The 18,158-nt window shown below is 41.5% G+C and carries 19 protein-coding genes; 6 read left to right on the top strand and 13 right to left on the bottom strand.

The window, feature by feature from the left end; genetic code table 11:
• Positions 1 to 129: 129 nt before the first annotated feature.
• Positions 130 to 1,011 (bottom strand): translation elongation factor Ts, encoded by an 882-nt coding sequence (gene tsf, locus IGI49_RS06725; protein WP_429963887.1) that lies wholly within the window; start codon positions 1,009 to 1,011, stop codon positions 130 to 132.
• 79 nt (positions 1,012 to 1,090) lie between these two features.
• Complete coding sequence (gene rpsB / locus IGI49_RS06730; RefSeq protein ID WP_429963888.1) at positions 1,091 to 1,888, bottom strand: 30S ribosomal protein S2; 798 nt, start codon at positions 1,886 to 1,888, stop codon at positions 1,091 to 1,093.
• A gap of 280 nt (positions 1,889 to 2,168) precedes the next feature.
• Between rpsB and IGI49_RS06735 the strand changes: the two genes are divergently transcribed.
• On the top strand, positions 2,169 to 2,645 hold the full coding sequence (locus IGI49_RS06735) for an arginine repressor (protein WP_429963889.1): 477 nt from the start codon (positions 2,169 to 2,171) through the stop codon (positions 2,643 to 2,645).
• A 224-nt stretch (positions 2,646 to 2,869) separates the two neighbouring features.
• On the opposite strand, the gene IGI49_RS06740 is transcribed toward IGI49_RS06735, so the two are convergent.
• Positions 2,870 to 3,919: a BMP family lipoprotein gene (locus IGI49_RS06740; RefSeq protein ID WP_429963890.1), complete on the bottom strand. Its 1,050-nt coding sequence runs from the start codon at positions 3,917 to 3,919 to the stop codon at positions 2,870 to 2,872.
• A 223-nt stretch (positions 3,920 to 4,142) separates the two neighbouring features.
• Between IGI49_RS06740 and IGI49_RS06745 the strand changes: the two genes are divergently transcribed.
• From IGI49_RS06745 to phnX, 5 genes are read left to right on the top strand one after another with little or no spacing between them, the layout of a single operon-like run.
• The gene (locus tag IGI49_RS06745) at positions 4,143 to 4,907 is read left to right on the top strand and encodes an ABC transporter ATP-binding protein (protein WP_429963891.1); all 765 of its coding nucleotides are present in this window, start codon (positions 4,143 to 4,145) and stop codon (positions 4,905 to 4,907) included.
• Positions 4,904 to 6,592: an ABC transporter permease subunit gene (locus IGI49_RS06750; RefSeq protein WP_429963892.1), complete on the top strand. Its 1,689-nt coding sequence runs from the start codon at positions 4,904 to 4,906 to the stop codon at positions 6,590 to 6,592. Before IGI49_RS06745 ends, IGI49_RS06750 begins: the two co-directional genes overlap by 4 nt.
• Positions 6,516 to 7,490, top strand: coding sequence for an extracellular solute-binding protein (locus IGI49_RS06755; RefSeq protein WP_429963893.1), 975 nt, complete (start codon positions 6,516 to 6,518; stop codon positions 7,488 to 7,490). Before IGI49_RS06750 ends, IGI49_RS06755 begins: the two co-directional genes overlap by 77 nt.
• Positions 7,491 to 7,500: 10 nt before the next feature.
• On the top strand, positions 7,501 to 8,595 hold the full coding sequence (gene phnW, locus IGI49_RS06760; protein WP_429963894.1) for a 2-aminoethylphosphonate--pyruvate transaminase: 1,095 nt from the start codon (positions 7,501 to 7,503) through the stop codon (positions 8,593 to 8,595).
• Entirely contained in the window at positions 8,585 to 9,391 is an 807-nt protein-coding gene (gene phnX / locus IGI49_RS06765; RefSeq protein WP_429963895.1) for a phosphonoacetaldehyde hydrolase, read from the top strand. Before phnW ends, phnX begins: the two co-directional genes overlap by 11 nt.
• A 43-nt stretch (positions 9,392 to 9,434) precedes the next feature.
• Here phnX and dagF read toward each other — a convergent pair whose 3' ends face one another.
• From dagF to IGI49_RS06815, 10 genes are all read right to left on the bottom strand, one after another.
• Entirely contained in the window at positions 9,435 to 10,175 is a 741-nt protein-coding gene (gene dagF / locus IGI49_RS06770; RefSeq protein ID WP_429963896.1) for a 2-dehydro-3-deoxy-phosphogluconate aldolase, read from the bottom strand.
• A 3-nt stretch (positions 10,176 to 10,178) separates the two neighbouring features.
• Positions 10,179 to 11,279, bottom strand: a complete 1,101-nt coding sequence (locus IGI49_RS06775) for a DgaE family pyridoxal phosphate-dependent ammonia lyase (protein ID WP_429963897.1) — start codon at positions 11,277 to 11,279, stop codon at positions 10,179 to 10,181.
• Entirely contained in the window at positions 11,263 to 12,372 is a 1,110-nt protein-coding gene (locus IGI49_RS06780) for an amidohydrolase/deacetylase family metallohydrolase (RefSeq protein ID WP_429963898.1), read from the bottom strand. The genes IGI49_RS06775 and IGI49_RS06780 overlap by 17 nt, the downstream gene beginning before the upstream one ends.
• 16 nt (positions 12,373 to 12,388) lie before the next feature.
• Complete coding sequence (locus IGI49_RS06785; protein WP_207702352.1) at positions 12,389 to 13,060, bottom strand: DUF4310 family protein; 672 nt, start codon at positions 13,058 to 13,060, stop codon at positions 12,389 to 12,391.
• Positions 13,061 to 13,074: 14 nt separating this feature from the next.
• Positions 13,075 to 13,854, bottom strand: a complete 780-nt coding sequence (locus IGI49_RS06790) for a DUF4311 domain-containing protein (protein WP_207702351.1) — start codon at positions 13,852 to 13,854, stop codon at positions 13,075 to 13,077.
• 14 nt (positions 13,855 to 13,868) lie between these two features.
• On the bottom strand, positions 13,869 to 14,222 hold the full coding sequence (locus tag IGI49_RS06795) for a DUF4312 family protein (RefSeq protein ID WP_429963899.1): 354 nt from the start codon (positions 14,220 to 14,222) through the stop codon (positions 13,869 to 13,871).
• A gap of 15 nt (positions 14,223 to 14,237) precedes the next feature.
• Positions 14,238 to 14,594, bottom strand: a complete 357-nt coding sequence (locus IGI49_RS06800) for a glycine-rich SFCGS family protein (RefSeq protein WP_207673511.1) — start codon at positions 14,592 to 14,594, stop codon at positions 14,238 to 14,240.
• The gene (locus IGI49_RS06805) at positions 14,591 to 14,938 is read right to left on the bottom strand and encodes a PRD domain-containing protein (protein WP_429963900.1); all 348 of its coding nucleotides are present in this window, start codon (positions 14,936 to 14,938) and stop codon (positions 14,591 to 14,593) included. Before IGI49_RS06805 ends, IGI49_RS06800 begins: the two co-directional genes overlap by 4 nt.
• A 14-nt stretch (positions 14,939 to 14,952) precedes the next feature.
• Positions 14,953 to 16,791, bottom strand: a complete 1,839-nt coding sequence (locus IGI49_RS06810) for a BglG family transcription antiterminator (protein WP_429963901.1) — start codon at positions 16,789 to 16,791, stop codon at positions 14,953 to 14,955.
• A gap of 364 nt (positions 16,792 to 17,155) precedes the next feature.
• On the bottom strand, positions 17,156 to 18,103 hold the full coding sequence (locus IGI49_RS06815) for a nucleoside hydrolase (RefSeq protein WP_429963902.1): 948 nt from the start codon (positions 18,101 to 18,103) through the stop codon (positions 17,156 to 17,158).
• Positions 18,104 to 18,158 lie beyond the last annotated feature (55 nt).

The raw sequence follows: 18,158 nt of genomic DNA on the forward strand, positions 1-18,158 counted from the left end.
TTCGATTCCCCCACTGTCACTCTATAGCCATTTTAGCATATTCTGCTTTATTTGAAGCCATTTTATCTGATTTCGCTTAAAAAAAGGGAGCGCAATTTCACATGCGTTCCCGACTGTTAAAAAACAGAATTATTTTTTCACTTGATTCATAACTTCTTCAACAAAGTTATCTTCACGTTTTTCGATGCCTTCGCCAACTTCGAAACGTACGAATTCTTTAACAGAAGCGCCTTTTGAGGCAACGTATTTTTCGACAGTCATGTCAGGATCTTTAACGAAAGGTTGGTCAACTAAAGAAATTTCTGCTTTAAATTTATTTAGGCGGCCTACAACCATTTTTTCAACGATTTTTTCAGGTTTGCCTTCGTTTAAAGCTTGTTCAGTTAAAATAGCTTTCTCATGATCTAATTCTTCTTGAGGAATTTGAGATTCATCAACATAACGAGGGTTGATTGCTGCTACGTGCATTGCCACGTCTTTAGCAATTTCTTCGTCAGTAGTTCCGTCTAAAACGGTTAATACAGCGATACGTCCGCCCATGTGCAAGTATCCGCCGAAAGCAGCATTGTCGCCTTTTTCCAATACTTTGAAACGACGGAAGCTGATTTTTTCACCGATAACTTGGGTAGCTTCGATTAATTCTTCAGCAACTGTACCTTTGGAAGTTTTTAATTCCATTGCTGCGTCCATGTCAGCTGGTTTGTTAGCAGCTACTAGTTCAGCAATTTCCTTCACTAGGTTTTGGAACATTTCGTTTTTAGAAACGAAGTCAGTTTCTGAGTTTACTTCAACGATTGCTGCAGCATTGCCGTTAACAGCAACTGAAGCTAAACCTTCAGCAGCGATACGGTCATTTTTCTTAGCAGCTTTAGCCATACCTTTTTCACGTAAAAGATCGACAGCTTTTTCAATCTCGCCTTCTACTTCTACTAATGCTTTTTTCGCATCCATCATACCTACGCCAGTCATGTCGCGTAGTTCTTTTACTAACTTAGCTGTTACCTGTGCCATCTTCATGGGCCTCCTCTAATTTTTTAAAAAAGCTGCTTCAAAGGTTGTTATTTTCTTTGAAGCAGCTTGAGCTACGAAATTATTCTGCTGATCCAGTAGAAGTGTTGTCGCCTTCTACAACATCAACGATTTCTTCGATTGAAGTTGCTTGTCCGCCATCTTCTGCAACGAAGTCTGCTTCAGCTACTTGATCTTCACCTTGGTTGCCTTCGATAAATGCATCAGCCATTTTAGCAGTGATTAATTTCACGGCACGGATAGCATCATCATTTGAAGGGATTACTACGTCGATTTCATCAGGATCGCAGTTTGTATCAACCATAGCAACGATTGGAATGTTCAATTTATGTGCTTCTTGAACCGCAATACGCTCTTTACGAGGGTCAACGATGTACATTACATCTGGAATTCTAGGCATATCAGCGATACCGCCCAAGAATTTTTCTAAACGTTCGCGTTCTTTATTTAAACCAACAACTTCTTTCTTAGGCAATACTTCAAAAGTACCGTCTGCTTCCATAGCGTTGATGTTTTTCAAACGAGCGATACGTTTTTGGATAGTATCCCAGTTAGTCAAAGTTCCGCCTAACCAACGGTGGTTAACGAAATATTGGCCAGCGCGAGTTGCTTCTTCTTTAATTGCTTCTTGTGCTTGTTTTTTAGTACCTACGAACAACGCAACGCCGCCGTCTTCAGCAACATTTTTCATGTAATCGTAAGCTGCATCTACTAATTTCACTGTTTTTTGCAAATCAATGATGTAGATTCCGTTTCTTTCTGTGAAGATGTATTTCTTCATTTTTGGGTTCCAGCGACGAGTTTGGTGACCGAAATGTACGCCGGCTTCTAGTAATTGTTTCATAGACAATACTGACATGTTTTGTTTCCTCCAATTTGGTTTTTTGTTCCCTCTCTTAATTGTCAAACTCAGCGGCAGACTTCCAATGAAGCACCCTGCTGCCAATAAAATTAAGATGTGGATTTGTCTGTGGTCGCCCACACACAATTAGTAATTATACAGTAGGACTAGATAGAAATCAATCATTTCCCGCTAATTTTCCAAGTAAAAGAATCTGATTAATATTTATCGAATTGACCTGCTAAAGCTGCGTATTTCTGTTATAATTGTTGCATAAAAATCGATTAGGAGAATTTTTATGCGTAAAAAAGATCGGCATGAATTAATCAAACAAATTATCGTCACGCATTCCATTCGCAACCAAAGCGAATTAATGACCTATTTAGAAGAACAAGGTGTGGTTGCTACTCAAGCAACGATTTCCCGTGATATCCGTGATTTAAAGATCGTCAAAACCATCGATGAGGATGGCAGTCCGCGTTTCGAACTGTTTCAAGAGCCTAACCAGCCGTCTGATGATGAAGATACGAAGCGTTTAGTCCGAATGATTGACGAAGTGATCGTAAAAGTCGAACGAGTTCAGTTCATGACGGTAATCCAAACACTTCCTGACAACGCCAACCTTTTGGCTGCTGTTTTGGATGATCTAACCTTCCAAACAATCGTAGCAACTATGGCCAGCTTCGATACGATCATTATTATTTCACGAACCGACGAAGATGCACAACAAGTTGCAGCTTTCTTGAAAGATCCGCATTCTACAACTATTAACTAGGACAAAGAGGTTGTGACAGCAACGCTCAGCTCCGAGAAATAAGCCGAATAATCCTAAATTTGCTGAGAGACACAACGAGTATTGGAGTTGATGTCGAACAGTACCTACTTGGAGCTTCTCATATTTTTATGATTATCGGCTTATTTCTGAAGGAGTTGCTTAACTTACACCGATTATACGGTTTTCAGAAGCTGTGACGTTTTATGTCACAGCCTCTTTCTTTGCTAATTTTCCGGAATAGTTATATCTCCGTCAATAATTCTTTCTTTTGCCTTCGCAACTGCCTGAAGAGCCTCCTCGGTTAACTGACCCTCCGTCAAATCCACACCGGCTTCTTTAATGCCAAAAACCAAGTGATCACCGCCAGGGAATTTCTGATTGTATCTAGCCTCAGCAATTTCCGAAACCGCTGCTCCAACATTCTTTAAGGTAGAGGTTAATGTAAAATTATCCTCTTGACCTGCTGGTGTTTGATAGACACCTTCATCGTTTTGATCACGGTCAACGCCGATCACCCAAATCTTTTGGCTGTTTTCCCGTTCATTACGAGCCTTGGCCTCCTGGAATACACCAGCCCCGGTACTGCCTGCTGCTTGATAAATAATATCTGACCCTTCCTCATACATGGAAGAAGCAATCGCCTTTCCACGATCCGGTGCATCATACGAAGCAGCATAACGGCTATCAACAGTAATTTCTTTTCCTAGTGCCTTCGCACCATCCTTTACCCCGTTCTCAAAACCAGTTTCAAAGCGTTGAATTACCGGCCCTTCCATTCCGCCAATAAAACCTACCCGATTGGTTTGAGTGGTATAGGCTGCAGCGATCCCGGCTAGATAAGCACTCTCCTGATCCTTAAACGTAGCTGAGACAACATTTTTCTGGTCTTCTATCTCTCCATCGACTAAAGCAAAATCTAAATCAGGATTGGCAACTGCCGCTTCCTTGATTGCATCTGCTTGCAAATAGCTGAGACTGATGATGGTGTTGAAACCATTCTCCACCGCTTGATTAACATTTGTACTATTATCTTGCGGTTGATTTGTTTCCATATATAGGAAGTCTTTTTTCTCCTTTAAGCCTTTTTTATGGCCCCAATCCTTGAGTCCTTCCCAGCCTGCTTGATTAAACGAGCGCTCATCGACCCCGCCAAATCCTAAAACCAGTGCAATTTTGGGTGTATCCTTTTCTTCCGTGGTTTGCGCCTCTTTTTGCCCACAGCTTGCCAATAATAAAACAGAACCTAACAACATACCTAAACGTAAAAGCTTCATCAGCAAATCCTTCTTTCTCTCCCGATGTGTCTTGACACCTCGTGTAACAAAAAAATCTTAACATTATTTACACAAACATAACAAACTTTATTTTATCTTTTCACATCCTTGATTATACCTTTACAAAGCTCCGCTATACTTCAATCAAAGGAAAACGAACTGCCCACACAAGGGTTCAGTTGAAAAGGATGCACGAAAAAAATAATTCAAGGAGCTGGTAATTATGTTGAAGCTGGAAAATATCTCAAAAAACTTTCAGCAAAGTACGGTTTTAGAAGAGATCAGTTTAGAAATCAACACAGGAGAGATCGTTTCTATCCTAGGACAATCAGGATCAGGAAAAACGACGCTGCTAAATATTATTTTGGGTTTGGAAGAACCTAGCGGCGGCAAATTATTCTTTCGAGAAAAGGATATTACCCATACCCCCATGGAGAAGCGGCCTTTTAATATCGTATTTCAAGATTATGCCCTGTTTCCGAATCTAACTGCCTATCAGAACCTGACCTACGGGCTGAAGAACAAGAAGAATTGTTCTTCGGAGGAAGAGGTACAAGAGCTGATTCGCTTATTAAATTTGGAAAAGCATCTCGACAAACCGATTCAGCAACTGTCTGGCGGGCAAAAACAGCGGGTTGCTTTAGGTCGTACCTTAGTTATGAAGCCTGACTTGCTGCTGTTGGATGAACCATTAAGCGCACTAGATGGTGTTATCAAAGAATCGATTAAGGAAAAAATTCAGGAGATTGCCCAAAAGCTTTCTTTAACCATTATCATTGTGACCCACGATCCAGAAGAAGCGCTAACCATGTCAGACAAAATCGTGGTTTTAGACAATGGCCGCATTGCTCAATGCAGTTCACCAGTAGAAATCATGACTCAAGCTTCCTGTCACTTTGTTCAGGAATTTATAATTAATCAATTAATTGTTAAGCAGCAAAACATCCAGCAAATTTTCCAACAAGCCTTGCAGCGGGCGGAAGCATGAGAGAAGTCTGGTCCTTAAAAAGAATCACTAGCGGCTTCATTCTAGTATTCTTTCTCATCTTTTTAGTTTTACCGTTAGGAAAAGTAGTCATGACCGCTTTGTCGGTGGAAAATGGCACCCTAGTGGAAAGTCTAAAGCAATTTTTTGATCAAAAATGGCAGCTATCCTTTCTAAACAGCTTGAAATTTTCTTTGATTGCCGCCAGCTGCTCAACACTTTTGGGCTTCTTTCTTGCTTACGGAAACAATTTTACTAATGCCGGCAGCCGCTTCTTGAAGATAAATACGGGAATTTTACAATTTCCTATGCTGCTGCCGACGATCACCTATGGCTTTGTTCTGATTTACGCCTTCGGCAAGCAAGGGCTCTGGACGAAGCTGCTGCAGCATGAATGGTTCAATATTTATGGCACGATTGGAATTTTGCTAGGATTCATTATCTATACTTTGCCGCCTATTTTCATTTTGATCAACAACTCCATGGCGTACCTAGACAACCGCTTATTTCTTGTCTCACGTCTAATGGGTGATTCTTGGTGGCAGTCTTTACATCGGACAGTTCTCAGTCCCCTTTATCGCGTGTTGGCCGTGGCTTTTTTACAAGGCTTTTTCATGTCCTTGACCGATTTTGGGATTCCGAGTGCTGTTGGTGGGCAGACGCCTTTTATTACGACTCTGTTATATGACGGCTTTATGGGGACCATCCCCAATTTTCAATATGGTTCCCTGGTAGCACTAACGATGCTGTTTCCTTCTATTATAAGTATTCTGATTTTGAATCATCTTCAGAAGAAGGTCGTTCGTTACGAAAAACCGCAAGCACTCGTCTTAAAGAAGAACCGTTTTAGAGATTGGGCCTTTCGCAGTCTCTTTATTCTGACGTCTGTATTTATCTTAGGAGTCTTTCTGATTTTGCTGGTTATTCCATTTTTAACTAATTGGCCTTTTAATCTGCAGCCAACCCTGCAGAACTTTACTACGTTCCTGCAGGATGACAGCTTGCTGACTACCTTGAAGAATTCTTTACTGATGGCTCTGTTGACTGCTGTAATCGGTACAATCTTTGCCTATTTTGCAGCTTTGATGACGTCTAGAGAAAAGAAAATCTATACGATCAATCAACTAATTGACAGTGTCTCAACGATTACTAATTCGATTCCCGGAATGGTTCTAGGTGTCGCTTATCTGCTGATCTTCGCTAGCAGCAGTCTTCACAACACTTTAATGATCTTAGTAATTGTGACGGTGGTTCATTATTTTGCTACACCCTATCAAATGGCTAAAGAGGCTCTGCAAAAAATGAATCTGAACTGGGAAAATACCGCAAAATTGATGGGCGATCGCTGGATTACGACTATTTGGCGTATTTTGATACCCAACTCTAAGCTAACGATCGTTGATATGTTTTCCTATTACTTCTTCAATTCAATGGTAACAATCAGCGCCGTGGTTTTCTTAACCAGTGCCAACACCATGGTTATTACCGCCAAACTAAAAGAGCTCCAGCATTTTGGCCGGTTTAACGATATTTTTATGCTTTCTCTATTTTTGCTGCTGATTAACTTGATCATGCAGCTGCTAACTCAACTTATCAAAAGGAGATTAACCAATGAACAAAAAAAGAATTTTCGCCCTACTTGGCTGCACCGCCTTAGCCCTTTTATTAAGCGCCTGCAGCAACGGTAACGCCGCAAACGAAAAGGTAGTTATTTACACCAATGCTGATGAAGAACCTGTTGAAGTGATCAAAGATGTTTTAGACAAAAATGGCTTCGAGGGCAACTACACCCTGCAATCCTTTGGAACCTCGGAACTGGGCGGAAAACTGCTGGCGGAAGGTACTAATATCGAAGCAGATCTAGTAACCATGAGTACCTTCTACTTAACCAGTGCACAAAAGAAAGACGAAATGTTCAAGGATTTGAAGCTAACGGTTGATCCTTTAACTGAAATCCCAACCTACGCTGCACCATTTACCATGCAAGAAGGAACCATTTTCTACAATACCGACATGATGAAGGAATTGAAGCTGCCAGTCCCTAAAAGTTTAAAAGATTTAACTGATCCTAAGTACAAAGGTGTTTTGGCAATTTCAGATATTAAGCAATCTTCCACTGCTTGGCTTTTGTTCCAAGCCTTGATTGATAATTATGGCGAAGACGAAGCGAAAACTATTTTGAAAGATATTTATGCCAATGCCGGTGATCACTTGGAAAGCTCTGGCTCTGGTCCGATTAAAAAAGTTCGTTTAGGTGAAGTCGCTCTTGGCTTTGGCCTGCGCCACCAAGCTGTGAAGGATAAAAATGAAGGTTTGCCGATTGAATACGTAGAGCCTGCCGAGGGAACTTACACTCTAACTGAATCCTTAGCAGTAATTAACAAAGGCGACGATACCAATCCTGAAGCAGAAAAAATGCTAAACACGATTATGGAAAAAGGACGCAAAGATTTGCTGGCGATCTATCCTAGTCCTATTTACAACGGTGAAGAAGCTGATAGTGTCCAAGTAGCCAGTGATCAAAAAGTGTTCCCTGAAGAATTAACTGCTGAATTGTTAGAGCAGCACCAAAAATTAGTAGATTGAGAGGCTTACCATGCAGTATAAACTATTAACTCCAGGTCCTTTGACCACCACTATGACCGTAAAAAAAGCCATGTTAACAGATCAGTGCACCTGGGACCAAGACTACAAAGAAATCACTCAGGAAATCCGTCAGCGTCTGCTGAACTTAGCCGAAGTATCAGAAAAAGAATACACCACTGTCCTAATGCAAGGCAGCGGGTCCTTCGGTGTGGAATCTGTTTTGAGCACGGTGATCACCCCTGAAGATCATTTGCTTATCTGCACAAACGGAGCTTATGGTCAGCGAATGGCAACGATGTGTCAGCGACACAACATCACTCACACTGTTTACGAAGTACCGGAAAATAAAATACCTAAAGCCGAAGCGGTGCAAAAACTATTGAACGATCACCCAAGTATTTCCGCCATTACGATGGTGCATAGTGAAACAACCTCCGGGATTCTAAATGAGCTGGATGAAATCTCTGCCTTAGCTAAAGCAAACAACTTGTTGTTTATTGTGGATGCTATGTCCAGTTTCGGCGGCATCCCGATGAATATTTCCCAGCTGTCAATTGATTTTCTGATTTCCAGCTCCAATAAATGTATTCAAGGTGTACCCGGCTTCTCCTTTGTCATTTGTAAAAAACAAGAGCTGGAGAAACGAAAAGGTTATGCGCGCACCCTTTCCCTCGATCTTTACGATCAATATCAGGCGATGGAAAAAGATGGCAAATGGCGTTTTACCTCCCCTACCCATACGGTATTAGCTTTCTTACAGGCCTTGAAGGAATTAGAGTTAGAAGGCGGGATTGAACAACGCTATTTGAGATACTTGACCAACAATCACCTTTTGCGACAAAAAATGAGTGAATTAGGCTATGAGACCTTTATTCAAAAATATCAGGGGCCTTTCATCACTTCGTTCCTGTATCCTCAGGACCGGCCATTTGATTTCAATAATTTTTATCACCATTTGAAGCACAACGGCTTTGTGATTTATCCAGGAAAAATCAGCGACCATGATTGCTTCCGCATTGGCAACATCGGTGAGATTTATCCAAAAGATATTCATCGCTTAGCAGAGATCATTGAAAAATACTCGGAGGTAGCCTATGTCAGTTAAAACAATTATTTTTGATTGGGCCGGGACAACCGTTGATTTTGGTTGTATGGCTCCAGTCATAGCCTTCAAAAAGGCCTTTGATGAAAAAGGAATTACCCTATCCCTTGATGAAATTCGTGAACCGATGGGAAAATTGAAACGAGAACATATCAAAATTTTACTGGAGCTGCCTTCTGTTCAAGAACAATGGCTGAACAGCTATCAACAGCTGCCGCAAGATACCGATACTGAGGAAATTTACGCACGTTTTGAAACTTTCCTTTTCGAAGATCTAGCCGAATATTCAAAATTGAAGCCAAAAACAGCTGAGGTTATTCAGCAGCTGCAAGCACACGGAATTAATATTGGCTCAACAACTGGCTATACTAGTGAAATGATGAAGATTGTTACCGCAGCAGCAAAAATAGCCGGCTACAGTCCAGATTTCATGACTACTCCTGATGCAGTCGGCAACTTGGGCAGACCTTATCCCTACATGATTTTCCAAAACATGCAGCATTTCAACAATCTATCTGTAGCAGAAGTAGTGAAGGTTGGCGATACGGTTGCCGATATTCAGGAAGGAAAAAATGCTGGGGTGTTTACGATTGCAGTTGTCGAAGGTAGTTCAGAAATGGGCTTATCCTTAGAAGAATACAGCGACTTGTCAGTAACCGACAAAGACCAGCTGATCCAAAAGGTTATGGATCGTTTTTATCAAGCTGGCGCAGACCTTTGTATTCTAAATCTGACCGAACTGTTGGATTACTTTATCCATGATAAAGAGTTAGTTAGACAATCTACTGTATCGTTATAACGATTAAAAAACCGCACATTCAGTCAGAATGTGCGGGTCATTTTTATTTCAAAGTGTTTTTCATCATAGCTAATAACGTTTGAACATCCTCTGGTTTCGTATCACCCGTTGCTGAGTCGATAATTGAACTGTAAACATGAGGAATGATTTTCTTCACTCCGGCATCAACAGCAATCTGAACGATTTCTTCAAAGTTGGTTAAGTCGATTCCGCCAGTTGGTTCTAAATAGAAATCATACTCCGCACAGGCCTTAGCAACTGCCTGATATTCTTCCTTGTGAGCCAAGCCCTTCATTGGGAAATATTTGATCGAGCTGCCGCCCATATCCTTTAATAATTGAATAGCCGTCTCAATCGGTACTTCTCCACTTGGCGCCTGTGAACTTAACGGACCGGTTGCAATATTAACATACCCAACTTTGCCCGTCGGTGAAACCAAACCATTAATCACCGTATCCTTTTGGCCCAATAGTGCTCGGGAAGTTCCAACTCCAGTAAATACCTGATTAACGTGCTGCGGTTGCAAAACAGCGGAGATGCGCGAAACCATTTGGCTTTGGTTAGGATCGCCAGCTCCTAAACCAACAGATAATGCATTGTCGGTTGCCTCCTGATATTTTTTCATATCTTCAATTGCTGCTTCGTCGCTATCATAGTTTTTAGAAAGAACCCCTAAAACAACGTGTCCTTCTGCTGCCTCGTAACAAGCTTTGGCATTTTCTACCGAATTCGCTAATACATTTAAGCAAATTCGTTCTTCTAAATAATTTGGGATCAATGACATATTTTATTCCTCTTCCATAATTTCTTTTAGTCGTTGGACAATCGCATCCATTTCAGCTTGATTAACTGAACGTATATCAAATTCAATAATGCCATTGTTGGCTTGGTATTCTCGGGTATAGATCGCCGGATCAGCTGCTTTTAATTCTTCAATCACCTGTTTAGCAGTCTTTTTACCATTGACCTTCAAGCTGGCCCGGTAGATGTCCCGCCCGGCTCCGTCTTGAACCACTGTCGCCTGCAAATCAGCAAGCTGATTAACTGCCTCAACAAATGGTGCTAAACGTTCTTTCATGGAATCACCTGATTCACTGCCGTTAGTCAAGTAATCCTCCACCGCTTGGGTAAAGCCTAAGATATTATCTTTGCCGATTTTCATTGCTCGGCCGATTCCTTTGCTTTGCAGACGAACCCAATTCACGTACTCACTTTTCCCAATAACTAAACCGGCACTAGGGCCTTCAATTGCTTTAGCTCCCGAGTAAATGACTAGATCAGCACCCGCCTCAATATATTGAAACAGATCTTCTTCAGCTGCCGCATCTACAATCAAAGGAAGCTGGTGGCTATGAGCGGCCTCGGCTGCTTCCTTCACCGTTAACATACTTTTTTGAACGGTATGATGGCTCTTGATGTAAAGAACCGCCGCCGTATTGTCAGTGATCATCATTTCAATGTGTTCAGGTGAACACATATTGGCATAACCCGCTTCGATCAGCTGGCCGCCACCCAAATCAACCATCGTTTCAACGGGTGTTCCATAATCTACATTGTGCCCTTTCGGTAGGACAATTTCTCTTTTTTGCAAACGATTCGTGTAGGGATGATACACATGATACATATCTCCTTTTCCAATAACCGCGGCTACCGATTGAGCGATGCCCGCAGAAGCAGAGGAAACAATCTGAGTGTCTCCTACCTTCAGTAAATTAGCCAAGTATTTGCCGGTTTGTACGGCCAGATCGCTCATTTCAAAAAAGTGTTCTCCTCCAAAACGTTGGGCTGCCATCACCGATTCCGAGACCTTTGATACTCCAAGAATCGTCATGCGACCAGAAGCATTAATTACTTGCTTCAGGTCAAACTTGTCATAGCTGATTGTCATAGCTTACGCCTCCAATAATTGTCTGTACTGGAATAATCTGTTGGTTTGCCTGACGAAGATTACCATTCGAATCCACTAATTCCTTTTCTTCATCAATCAGCTTAAAGATAGTAAAATCTGCATCGGCCCCCGCCTCAATTCGCCCCTTTTGGGATAAATGATACTGATCAGCCGCAGCCGAAGTGATCTTTTCAATAATCAGCGGCCAAGAATAACCCACTGTATGCAGTTTTTCCAAGGTCGTTGCCAAGTCGAAAACCGGACCATTTGTCCGATTACGAATATAAATATCGGTACTGATAGTATTAGCCAGCATGTTTGCCTTAAAGGCTGTTTCAGCAACCGTGAAATTGAAGCTGTCAGTGCCGTGACCAATGTCAAACAAGATGCCATCACGATAAGCTTGCCAAACAAACTCTTTAATTTTCCCAGTTGATTGATCCATTATACCGTTAGGCTTGCCATTGAAACAATGAGTAAGAATATCGCCTTTGCTCATAACATCCAGAATTTCATCCAGTTCAGGCGGCGCCGAGCCAATGTGAACCATCAAAGGCAGCTGTTGGTTCTCAGCTTGGATTTCTTTAGCCAATTTCAACGGTGTAATCCCGTTATCACCAATAACGGTCTTGCTCATACGTGCCTTAATTCCAATAATGAATTCTGGCAGATCAGCTAACACCTGTTTCACTAAATCTGATTGAACCTTCGACAAATCAGCCAGCTCATCCTGCTCAACGATTCCAAACTTCGAAATATTCAACAAGGCATAAACATTGGTCTTAGCCTCTTTCGCCAATTCGTAAAAACGAGCAATATTTTCAGCACCGGTTGTTCCGGCATCAACAACTGTCGTTACACCTTTTTCAACACCAATTTGGTCTGGATAGTCGTAATACAAATTCATTTCTTGATAGCAATGAACATGACCGTCAATCCAGCCGGCCGAGAAATACTTTCCGTTTAAGTCAATTTCTTCTCGTCCATTTGTCTCAATAGTTTCTGCAACCTCAACTATCTTGCCCTCTGCAAAAACAACTTCGCAAGGTTCACCTGTAATCAAGCGGCCATTTTTTAATACTGTTTCCGACATTGATCTTCCTCTTTTCCTATTGTTCCAAGGTTACTGGGAATAACGCCCCTAAAATCATTGCGCCTAAAATTGCGCCACCAGCAATCGGTTTTTTCCATTTGTAAAAAATAATTGCCCCAATCGTTGAACCAATCCCGATCGGAATAGAAGCTGAAGCTGCACTCAAAATGATCAGTGGTCCTAAGAAACGACCAGACTGGTTACCAGCACCCATCATAATATCTGCACCAAAAGTTGAATTAGACTGATTAATCGTAAACTTCCGAATCAAAATGATGATTCCGCCTACTGCTAAGCCTAACGCTGCCCCTGTTAATAGTGCTAACGGGAAGCTTTTAATCGGCGCATCAATCCCCATTGATAAGAAGATAGCTGGAATACCAATCCCTAAACCAGTCAGAATTGAACCACCTAAATCCAAAATCCCTACCAGTGATCCTTCTAAAATTCTGGCAAACAGGAAGCTGGCACCAAAGGCAGCTGCCGCTCCATAAGAGCCGCCATCTAAACCGGCTTTCAGCATCGCAACAATGGACACTTCGTTAAATGCACCAACCCCATACTCAACATACATGTGAGTCCCTGTGAATACAGCGGAGGACATTAGCCCTACTAAAATTGGAAAGGCCCAATCACCAAACCAAAAACTTTTCTTTTTCTGTTCTTCTGTTAGTCCTGTAAATTCCATTATTTAAAAGCCCCCTATTCTACCGTAAAGACATCATGTAAGTTGTTTAACCAGTTTGGTGCATCCAAGCGGAAGCTTTCCAGCATCTGCAAATCAAAACCGCGGAAGAAACCACTAAATACAAACAACAAGATCGCTGCTGTCAGGATAATCTTAGTAATCTTAGTCCAGCCTTGTTCGTCAACACCCTTACCAACTAAAATCCCTAGTACCACACCTGGAACCGCGTTGCCCATAATCATTTGAGCAAATGCACCAAATAAAGTTCCCCAAAAACCAGAACGTTTTCCTGCATCAATGGCTGCCAACCAGAAGAGAACCGGCATAACAATATTGATCAACGTTGTAGCCGCTGGCACTAATACAGCAACCGCTGTTACTTGCAAAGCTTCTGGAATCGCTGCTGCAGTCGTATTTAGGAAAGCAACCAGCACCATTCCGATTAAAGCACCAGATATCCCCATTTTCTTGGGATTATGCATAGTTTCTTCGACATTTTTGTTTTTAACCAGCAATGCGGCTGTTGCCCAGTTAGGAATAACCCGGTGAGTAACATCCTGTGTGAACGCGCCGGCACCTACTGCTGATGCCCAAGCATTGAAGAAAAATCCTAGACCGAAAGAAAAGTGGGAAGCCGGATCGCCTTCACAGGCATTCATTTCCCCTAATGTCCGAAAAGCTCCTAGCCCCTGCGTACTTGGAGCATGAAACATTCTTGCTGCTCCCGCACCTGCGGCGAAGCCTAACAAACCGCCGATAATCAATGATTTCAATAAGATAATTACAAATTCCACTTCGTCTCACCCTCTTACACTTTTTTTGATAAAAATGGTACATTTACGGCATCTGGCGCTGCTTGTGCTACTGGCTCAAAAGGAACTGACGCCATATCAATCATCAACAGCTCCACTTCTACATCCAGCTTAACACTGTAATTCACTCGTTCCCGCGGGAAGAAGAAAAACAAGAAGCGCTCCGTATATTTTTGTTCTTCAGCAGAAAGTACAGTGACCGACTTAGGCTCAATTCGCAAAATCACGTCTGAGGTTCCTTTGAGCACTTGCTTTTGTACTTGATTTAAGGCATCTGAAAAGGCCGCTGCTTTCGTTTCTCCTCGTCCGTTAACGGTAATTATTTGTTGTTTTTTCTCTGTCGTGTTCACTGTACCTGCTCCTTTTTATTCTCCGTATTTTTTTATGTAGGCTTCCGTTAGACGTTTGCCTAATTCTTCTTGGTCCATAAAGCCAAATCCTAAGACTGTATTTCCATCTTGAATAGCGGTTACGCCTTCTTCAACCGAGCGCATACCGTGGCGTTCTGAATATCCATATTTAGTAGCTGCAGTTAGTGCTCCCGCACCGCCGCTTCCGCAAAACGAAATGCCCATATCCGCATTTTCCTGCTGCATAACATCGCCTAAACGCATATCTGCACCCATACCTGGAACAACAACTGCTCTTCCGCCAGCTGCCTCTACTCCTTTTGCTACATTCTGTCCTTTACCTAATCGATCTGCGATAACTACTGTAATCATTTTGTTTCCTCCTCGTTTTGTTTTGCACTTTCAAAGTGAATGGATAATACATAGGTTTCATCTTTTGGCAGTTGGCCAACTTTATCAACGACTAGCTGAGAAATCAGCAGCGCTTCCTCCGATACTTCTGAAAACATGGCTGGATCAACTTCTAAAATTGTCCGGTTTTCCTTTTCACGGATGACCATCTCACTTAAATGATTAATTAAAATGGTCCATTGAAGATCCGTCGGGCGGATCATTTTTTCTTGCAGCAATTGTGCAGTATAGTCAACAACCTCCTGCAGGTCCTCCTTATATGGATTGCTTTGCAGAATTTTTTGGCTTTCTTCAGTTAATTGCATTTCGGTCCTCCTTTCTACCTGTTGTCGACATAATTAAACAGTGCAGTTAATTCTGCCTCATTAACGGCTAAATCATTTTCGGAAAATAATTGCTCCGCTTGTTTAAATAAGGTTTGGTTCAATGAAAGAATATCGGGATTCACATTGCCCTCTAATTGATACTGATGCTTAAACATGATCCGGTGAACCATCAGAAAAACATGCAGTAAAAAGGCTTCTTCGGTCTCATGCTTCAACAGATCACCGGAGATTTTCTTCAGCCCCTCGTAAATGACATACCCTTTTAGTATTACTTCCCGCGATAATTCTTCCGAGCTTAACTCAGGAATACGGGAAATCGGGTTTGAAAGCGAACGCTTATCTCCTAAAGTTTGTCGCGTAAAGCGTTTGATGTTCTGGATATCCTCTTTTGAAGGAATGGCATTCACCTTAATCGTTGGACAATTCAAGTCCTCCATCGGGAAAATGCTGATAACCAGATCAGGCTTGTAGTTTTTGATAACGTTAGCTGCATTCAACACGGAAGCGAAACAAACAATTTCTACATTGGGAATTTCCTCTTCCATTTTTTGCTGGATCAAATTGGTGACTCCTAAGCCTGTTGAACAAACGTAAACGACTCGGGCAACCCCTTTTTCAAATTTCTCTTTTTCAAAGTAAACTAAGAAGTGCAGGGCAATATAAGCAATGAAAGAGTCATTAACCAGCTGTTTCGTGGCTGGCATCTGCTCACACGCCTTTCCAATTGCAGTAAAAAGTTGCGGATGTAGCGACTTGATGTCTTCAACAAAGGGATTGTACTCATTGGGATAAAGATGTCTTTTCCCTAAGCGCAGAGATAAATGAGCAAACAAATTGGTGACTAGCTGAGCATCATCACTGAAGGATACATTTAACTCTTCAGATATGTGCCGAACCAGCTGAATGGTCAGCTTCAGAATATCCTCCTGATCATTCCCCTTGGCACGGTCGCTGCAAATATACTCATATTCATCCTTAAACAACGGCAGATCGTAGACACCAAACACCGCCTGCATCAGCATCATAGGTATATCCTGCTTCTTCAATAATTCTGGGACATTTCCCATCATCACAAAAGCACCAATTGCATGGTTCATCTGCAAACGACAAACTGAAATAGCTACCCTAAAGGTAATCGCTAACAATTCAGCATAGTCAAATTCGTTAGTAACCATCGGATCTAACAGTTGTGAGGTTTGCTGAACAATTACCTGATAGACTTCATAAAACGGTAAGCCTTTTCCAATGTGAATAGGCTGTTTAGGCTGATCGTGATTCGTCAGTCGATTCATAATTTGATAGATATCGTATTCTGTAAGGTTGTGATGCAAAAGATAATCCATCAATGAACGACAAGCTTCCTCCGATCCATTTAGCCACAGTCCTTGTCCGCTTTGTCGTTTCAACTCTAATTGATACGAAGCGATAAACAGCTCGACCTTTTCTAAATCAGTAATAATGGTGTTTTTCGAAACACCTAACCAATTGGCTAGCTGATTCGTTGTTGTCGCCTCCTCAGTAAACAACAGCTTTAGAACAATTTGTTCAACCCGTAATTTCTGATCAGGAAAAATGTCAAAGCGTTCCTCTTCTAATAATTCATTTTTTAAAGTTAAACGCTGCGTTTTGGTTAATTCAAACCAAAGTCCTTTACTTCGTTGAGCATGAAGTATAATTTCGCGATCATTCAGCCACAGTCGAATATTATCCAAGTCATATTTAATTGTGCGCACGCTTACTTGAAAATGTTCGGCTAGTTCTTTTGTCGTTAAACTATCTTCATTTTCCAACAGCCGTAATAAAACTTTAATTTCTCTTTTTGATAATTGCATCCTGCTTTAGCTCCTTACATGTGTAACTATAAGTTCATCCTTACTATCGTGCAATACAAACCTGTTGCACTTTGATAAGTGCAACTGCCTGCCCTTTCCCTTTGCTAAATTTGCAAAATGGCCCATTTTTTTCTAAAGAAAAAATTGAAAACCTTGTCAGAACAGCCTGCAACAAATGATTTATTTCACTAAGTACTCCCCACCTTATTTACTCATTGCACTAACCAAATGGGAAGTTCATTTTATTTAATTTTTAGAAAGTTCTAGAAAAAAAGCAATCGAAAAGGTCCACCACCCTCAAAAAGTTCGGTCTTTTTGCGAGTTTTGCACTTCTCGATTGCTTTTGCTGATGAATCAAAAATAATTAATTATTTGCTAAAATCTGACTTGTAACTGTGAAAAAACGTTCCAAAAATTGAGGGCTGTCCACTGATAAGCCGACGACCGCTGTCTTTAACGGCTGATTCAAACGAGCCAGCTCTCCGATGGTTCTGCCTATTGAAGGACCAGCAGTTTCGACGGTTAGATTGATTGCTAAAGTCTCAGTCAGAATTTCTGGATTTAAGGCAACCTCTACTGCTAAAGGATCATGCAGTGCTCCGCCAAACTCTCCCTCACCGTACTCATTCGTATAATAGTAAGTTGTCATTTCAGTAATGGCTTGAGCTGTCTCAGTTTGAATAGTAGTCCATTGTTCCATATCCTTTTGCGTAATCATGGTTTGAAGCGTCACGTCCAAACCCACCATCGTAAAGGAAACGCCGCTCGTAAAAACAAATTCTGCTGCCAAAGGATCATTATAAATATTCGCTTCAGCAAATGGACTTAAATTCCCTGGAATAGTTAAGGCACCGGCCATCATAACAATCCGTCCGACTTTGTTCATGACTTCGGCATCCTTTTTAATCGCTTCGGCTAAATTAGTTAAAGGTCCAGCAGTTACAATTGTCAACTCATTTCCATAGGTTTCCGCTGCACGCAGAAAGAAGTCCACAGCAGATTCTGATTCACTGATCCGCTTGCTTTTAAGAAGTGAAACATTTCCGATCCCATTGAAGCCATGTACCCGATGCAAATCATCCGTTGTCTGATAATCAGCCGTTCCCCAAGGAAAAGCCGCTCCTTCAAAAACTGGGGTATCCTCCTGTTTCAAAAGTGACAATAAATCCAAAGTATTTGCCGTTGCTTGTTCAAGGATTACATTGCCAAAGGTAGTAGTTACACCAATCACTTCTGCTTCTGGATGGCCTAATGCATAAGTTAAAGCTAAAGCATCATCAATTCCCGTATCTAAATCCAAAATTAATTTCATGCGGCTTCCTCCTCATCGTTTTTAAAAAAAGGCCATCTCTTAATTGAATGAGATG

Source organism: Enterococcus sp. AZ071, assembly GCF_050499065.1.
Classification (GTDB): domain Bacteria; phylum Bacillota; class Bacilli; order Lactobacillales; family Enterococcaceae; genus Enterococcus_A; species Enterococcus_A ferrettii.

Excerpts from the sequence above, each read along its gene's own strand:
- IGI49_RS06745 (WP_429963891.1), top strand. The coding sequence starts at position 4,143 with ATGTTGAAGCTGGAAAATATCTCAAAAAACTTTCAGCAAAGTACGGTT.
- IGI49_RS06780 (WP_429963898.1), bottom strand. The coding sequence starts at position 12,372 with ATGTCGGAAACAGTATTAAAAAATGGCCGCTTGATTACAGGTGAACCT.
- rpsB (WP_429963888.1), bottom strand. The coding sequence starts at position 1,888 with ATGTCAGTATTGTCTATGAAACAATTACTAGAAGCCGGCGTACATTTC.
- IGI49_RS06800 (WP_207673511.1), bottom strand. The coding sequence starts at position 14,594 with ATGATTACAGTAGTTATCGCAGATCGATTAGGTAAAGGACAGAATGTA.
- IGI49_RS06775 (WP_429963897.1), bottom strand. The coding sequence starts at position 11,279 with ATGACAATCAGCTATGACAAGTTTGACCTGAAGCAAGTAATTAATGCT.
- phnW (WP_429963894.1), top strand. The coding sequence starts at position 7,501 with ATGCAGTATAAACTATTAACTCCAGGTCCTTTGACCACCACTATGACC.
- tsf (WP_429963887.1), bottom strand. The coding sequence starts at position 1,011 with ATGGCACAGGTAACAGCTAAGTTAGTAAAAGAACTACGCGACATGACT.
- IGI49_RS06805 (WP_429963900.1), bottom strand. The coding sequence starts at position 14,938 with ATGCAATTAACTGAAGAAAGCCAAAAAATTCTGCAAAGCAATCCATAT.
- IGI49_RS06750 (WP_429963892.1), top strand. The coding sequence starts at position 4,904 with ATGAGAGAAGTCTGGTCCTTAAAAAGAATCACTAGCGGCTTCATTCTA.
- IGI49_RS06785 (WP_207702352.1), bottom strand. The coding sequence starts at position 13,060 with ATGGAATTTACAGGACTAACAGAAGAACAGAAAAAGAAAAGTTTTTGG.
- dagF (WP_429963896.1), bottom strand. The coding sequence starts at position 10,175 with ATGTCATTGATCCCAAATTATTTAGAAGAACGAATTTGCTTAAATGTA.
- IGI49_RS06755 (WP_429963893.1), top strand. The coding sequence starts at position 6,516 with ATGAACAAAAAAAGAATTTTCGCCCTACTTGGCTGCACCGCCTTAGCC.
- IGI49_RS06815 (WP_429963902.1), bottom strand. The coding sequence starts at position 18,103 with ATGAAATTAATTTTGGATTTAGATACGGGAATTGATGATGCTTTAGCT.
- phnX (WP_429963895.1), top strand. The coding sequence starts at position 8,585 with ATGTCAGTTAAAACAATTATTTTTGATTGGGCCGGGACAACCGTTGAT.
- IGI49_RS06740 (WP_429963890.1), bottom strand. The coding sequence starts at position 3,919 with ATGAAGCTTTTACGTTTAGGTATGTTGTTAGGTTCTGTTTTATTATTG.
- IGI49_RS06735 (WP_429963889.1), top strand. The coding sequence starts at position 2,169 with ATGCGTAAAAAAGATCGGCATGAATTAATCAAACAAATTATCGTCACG.
- IGI49_RS06810 (WP_429963901.1), bottom strand. The coding sequence starts at position 16,791 with ATGCAATTATCAAAAAGAGAAATTAAAGTTTTATTACGGCTGTTGGAA.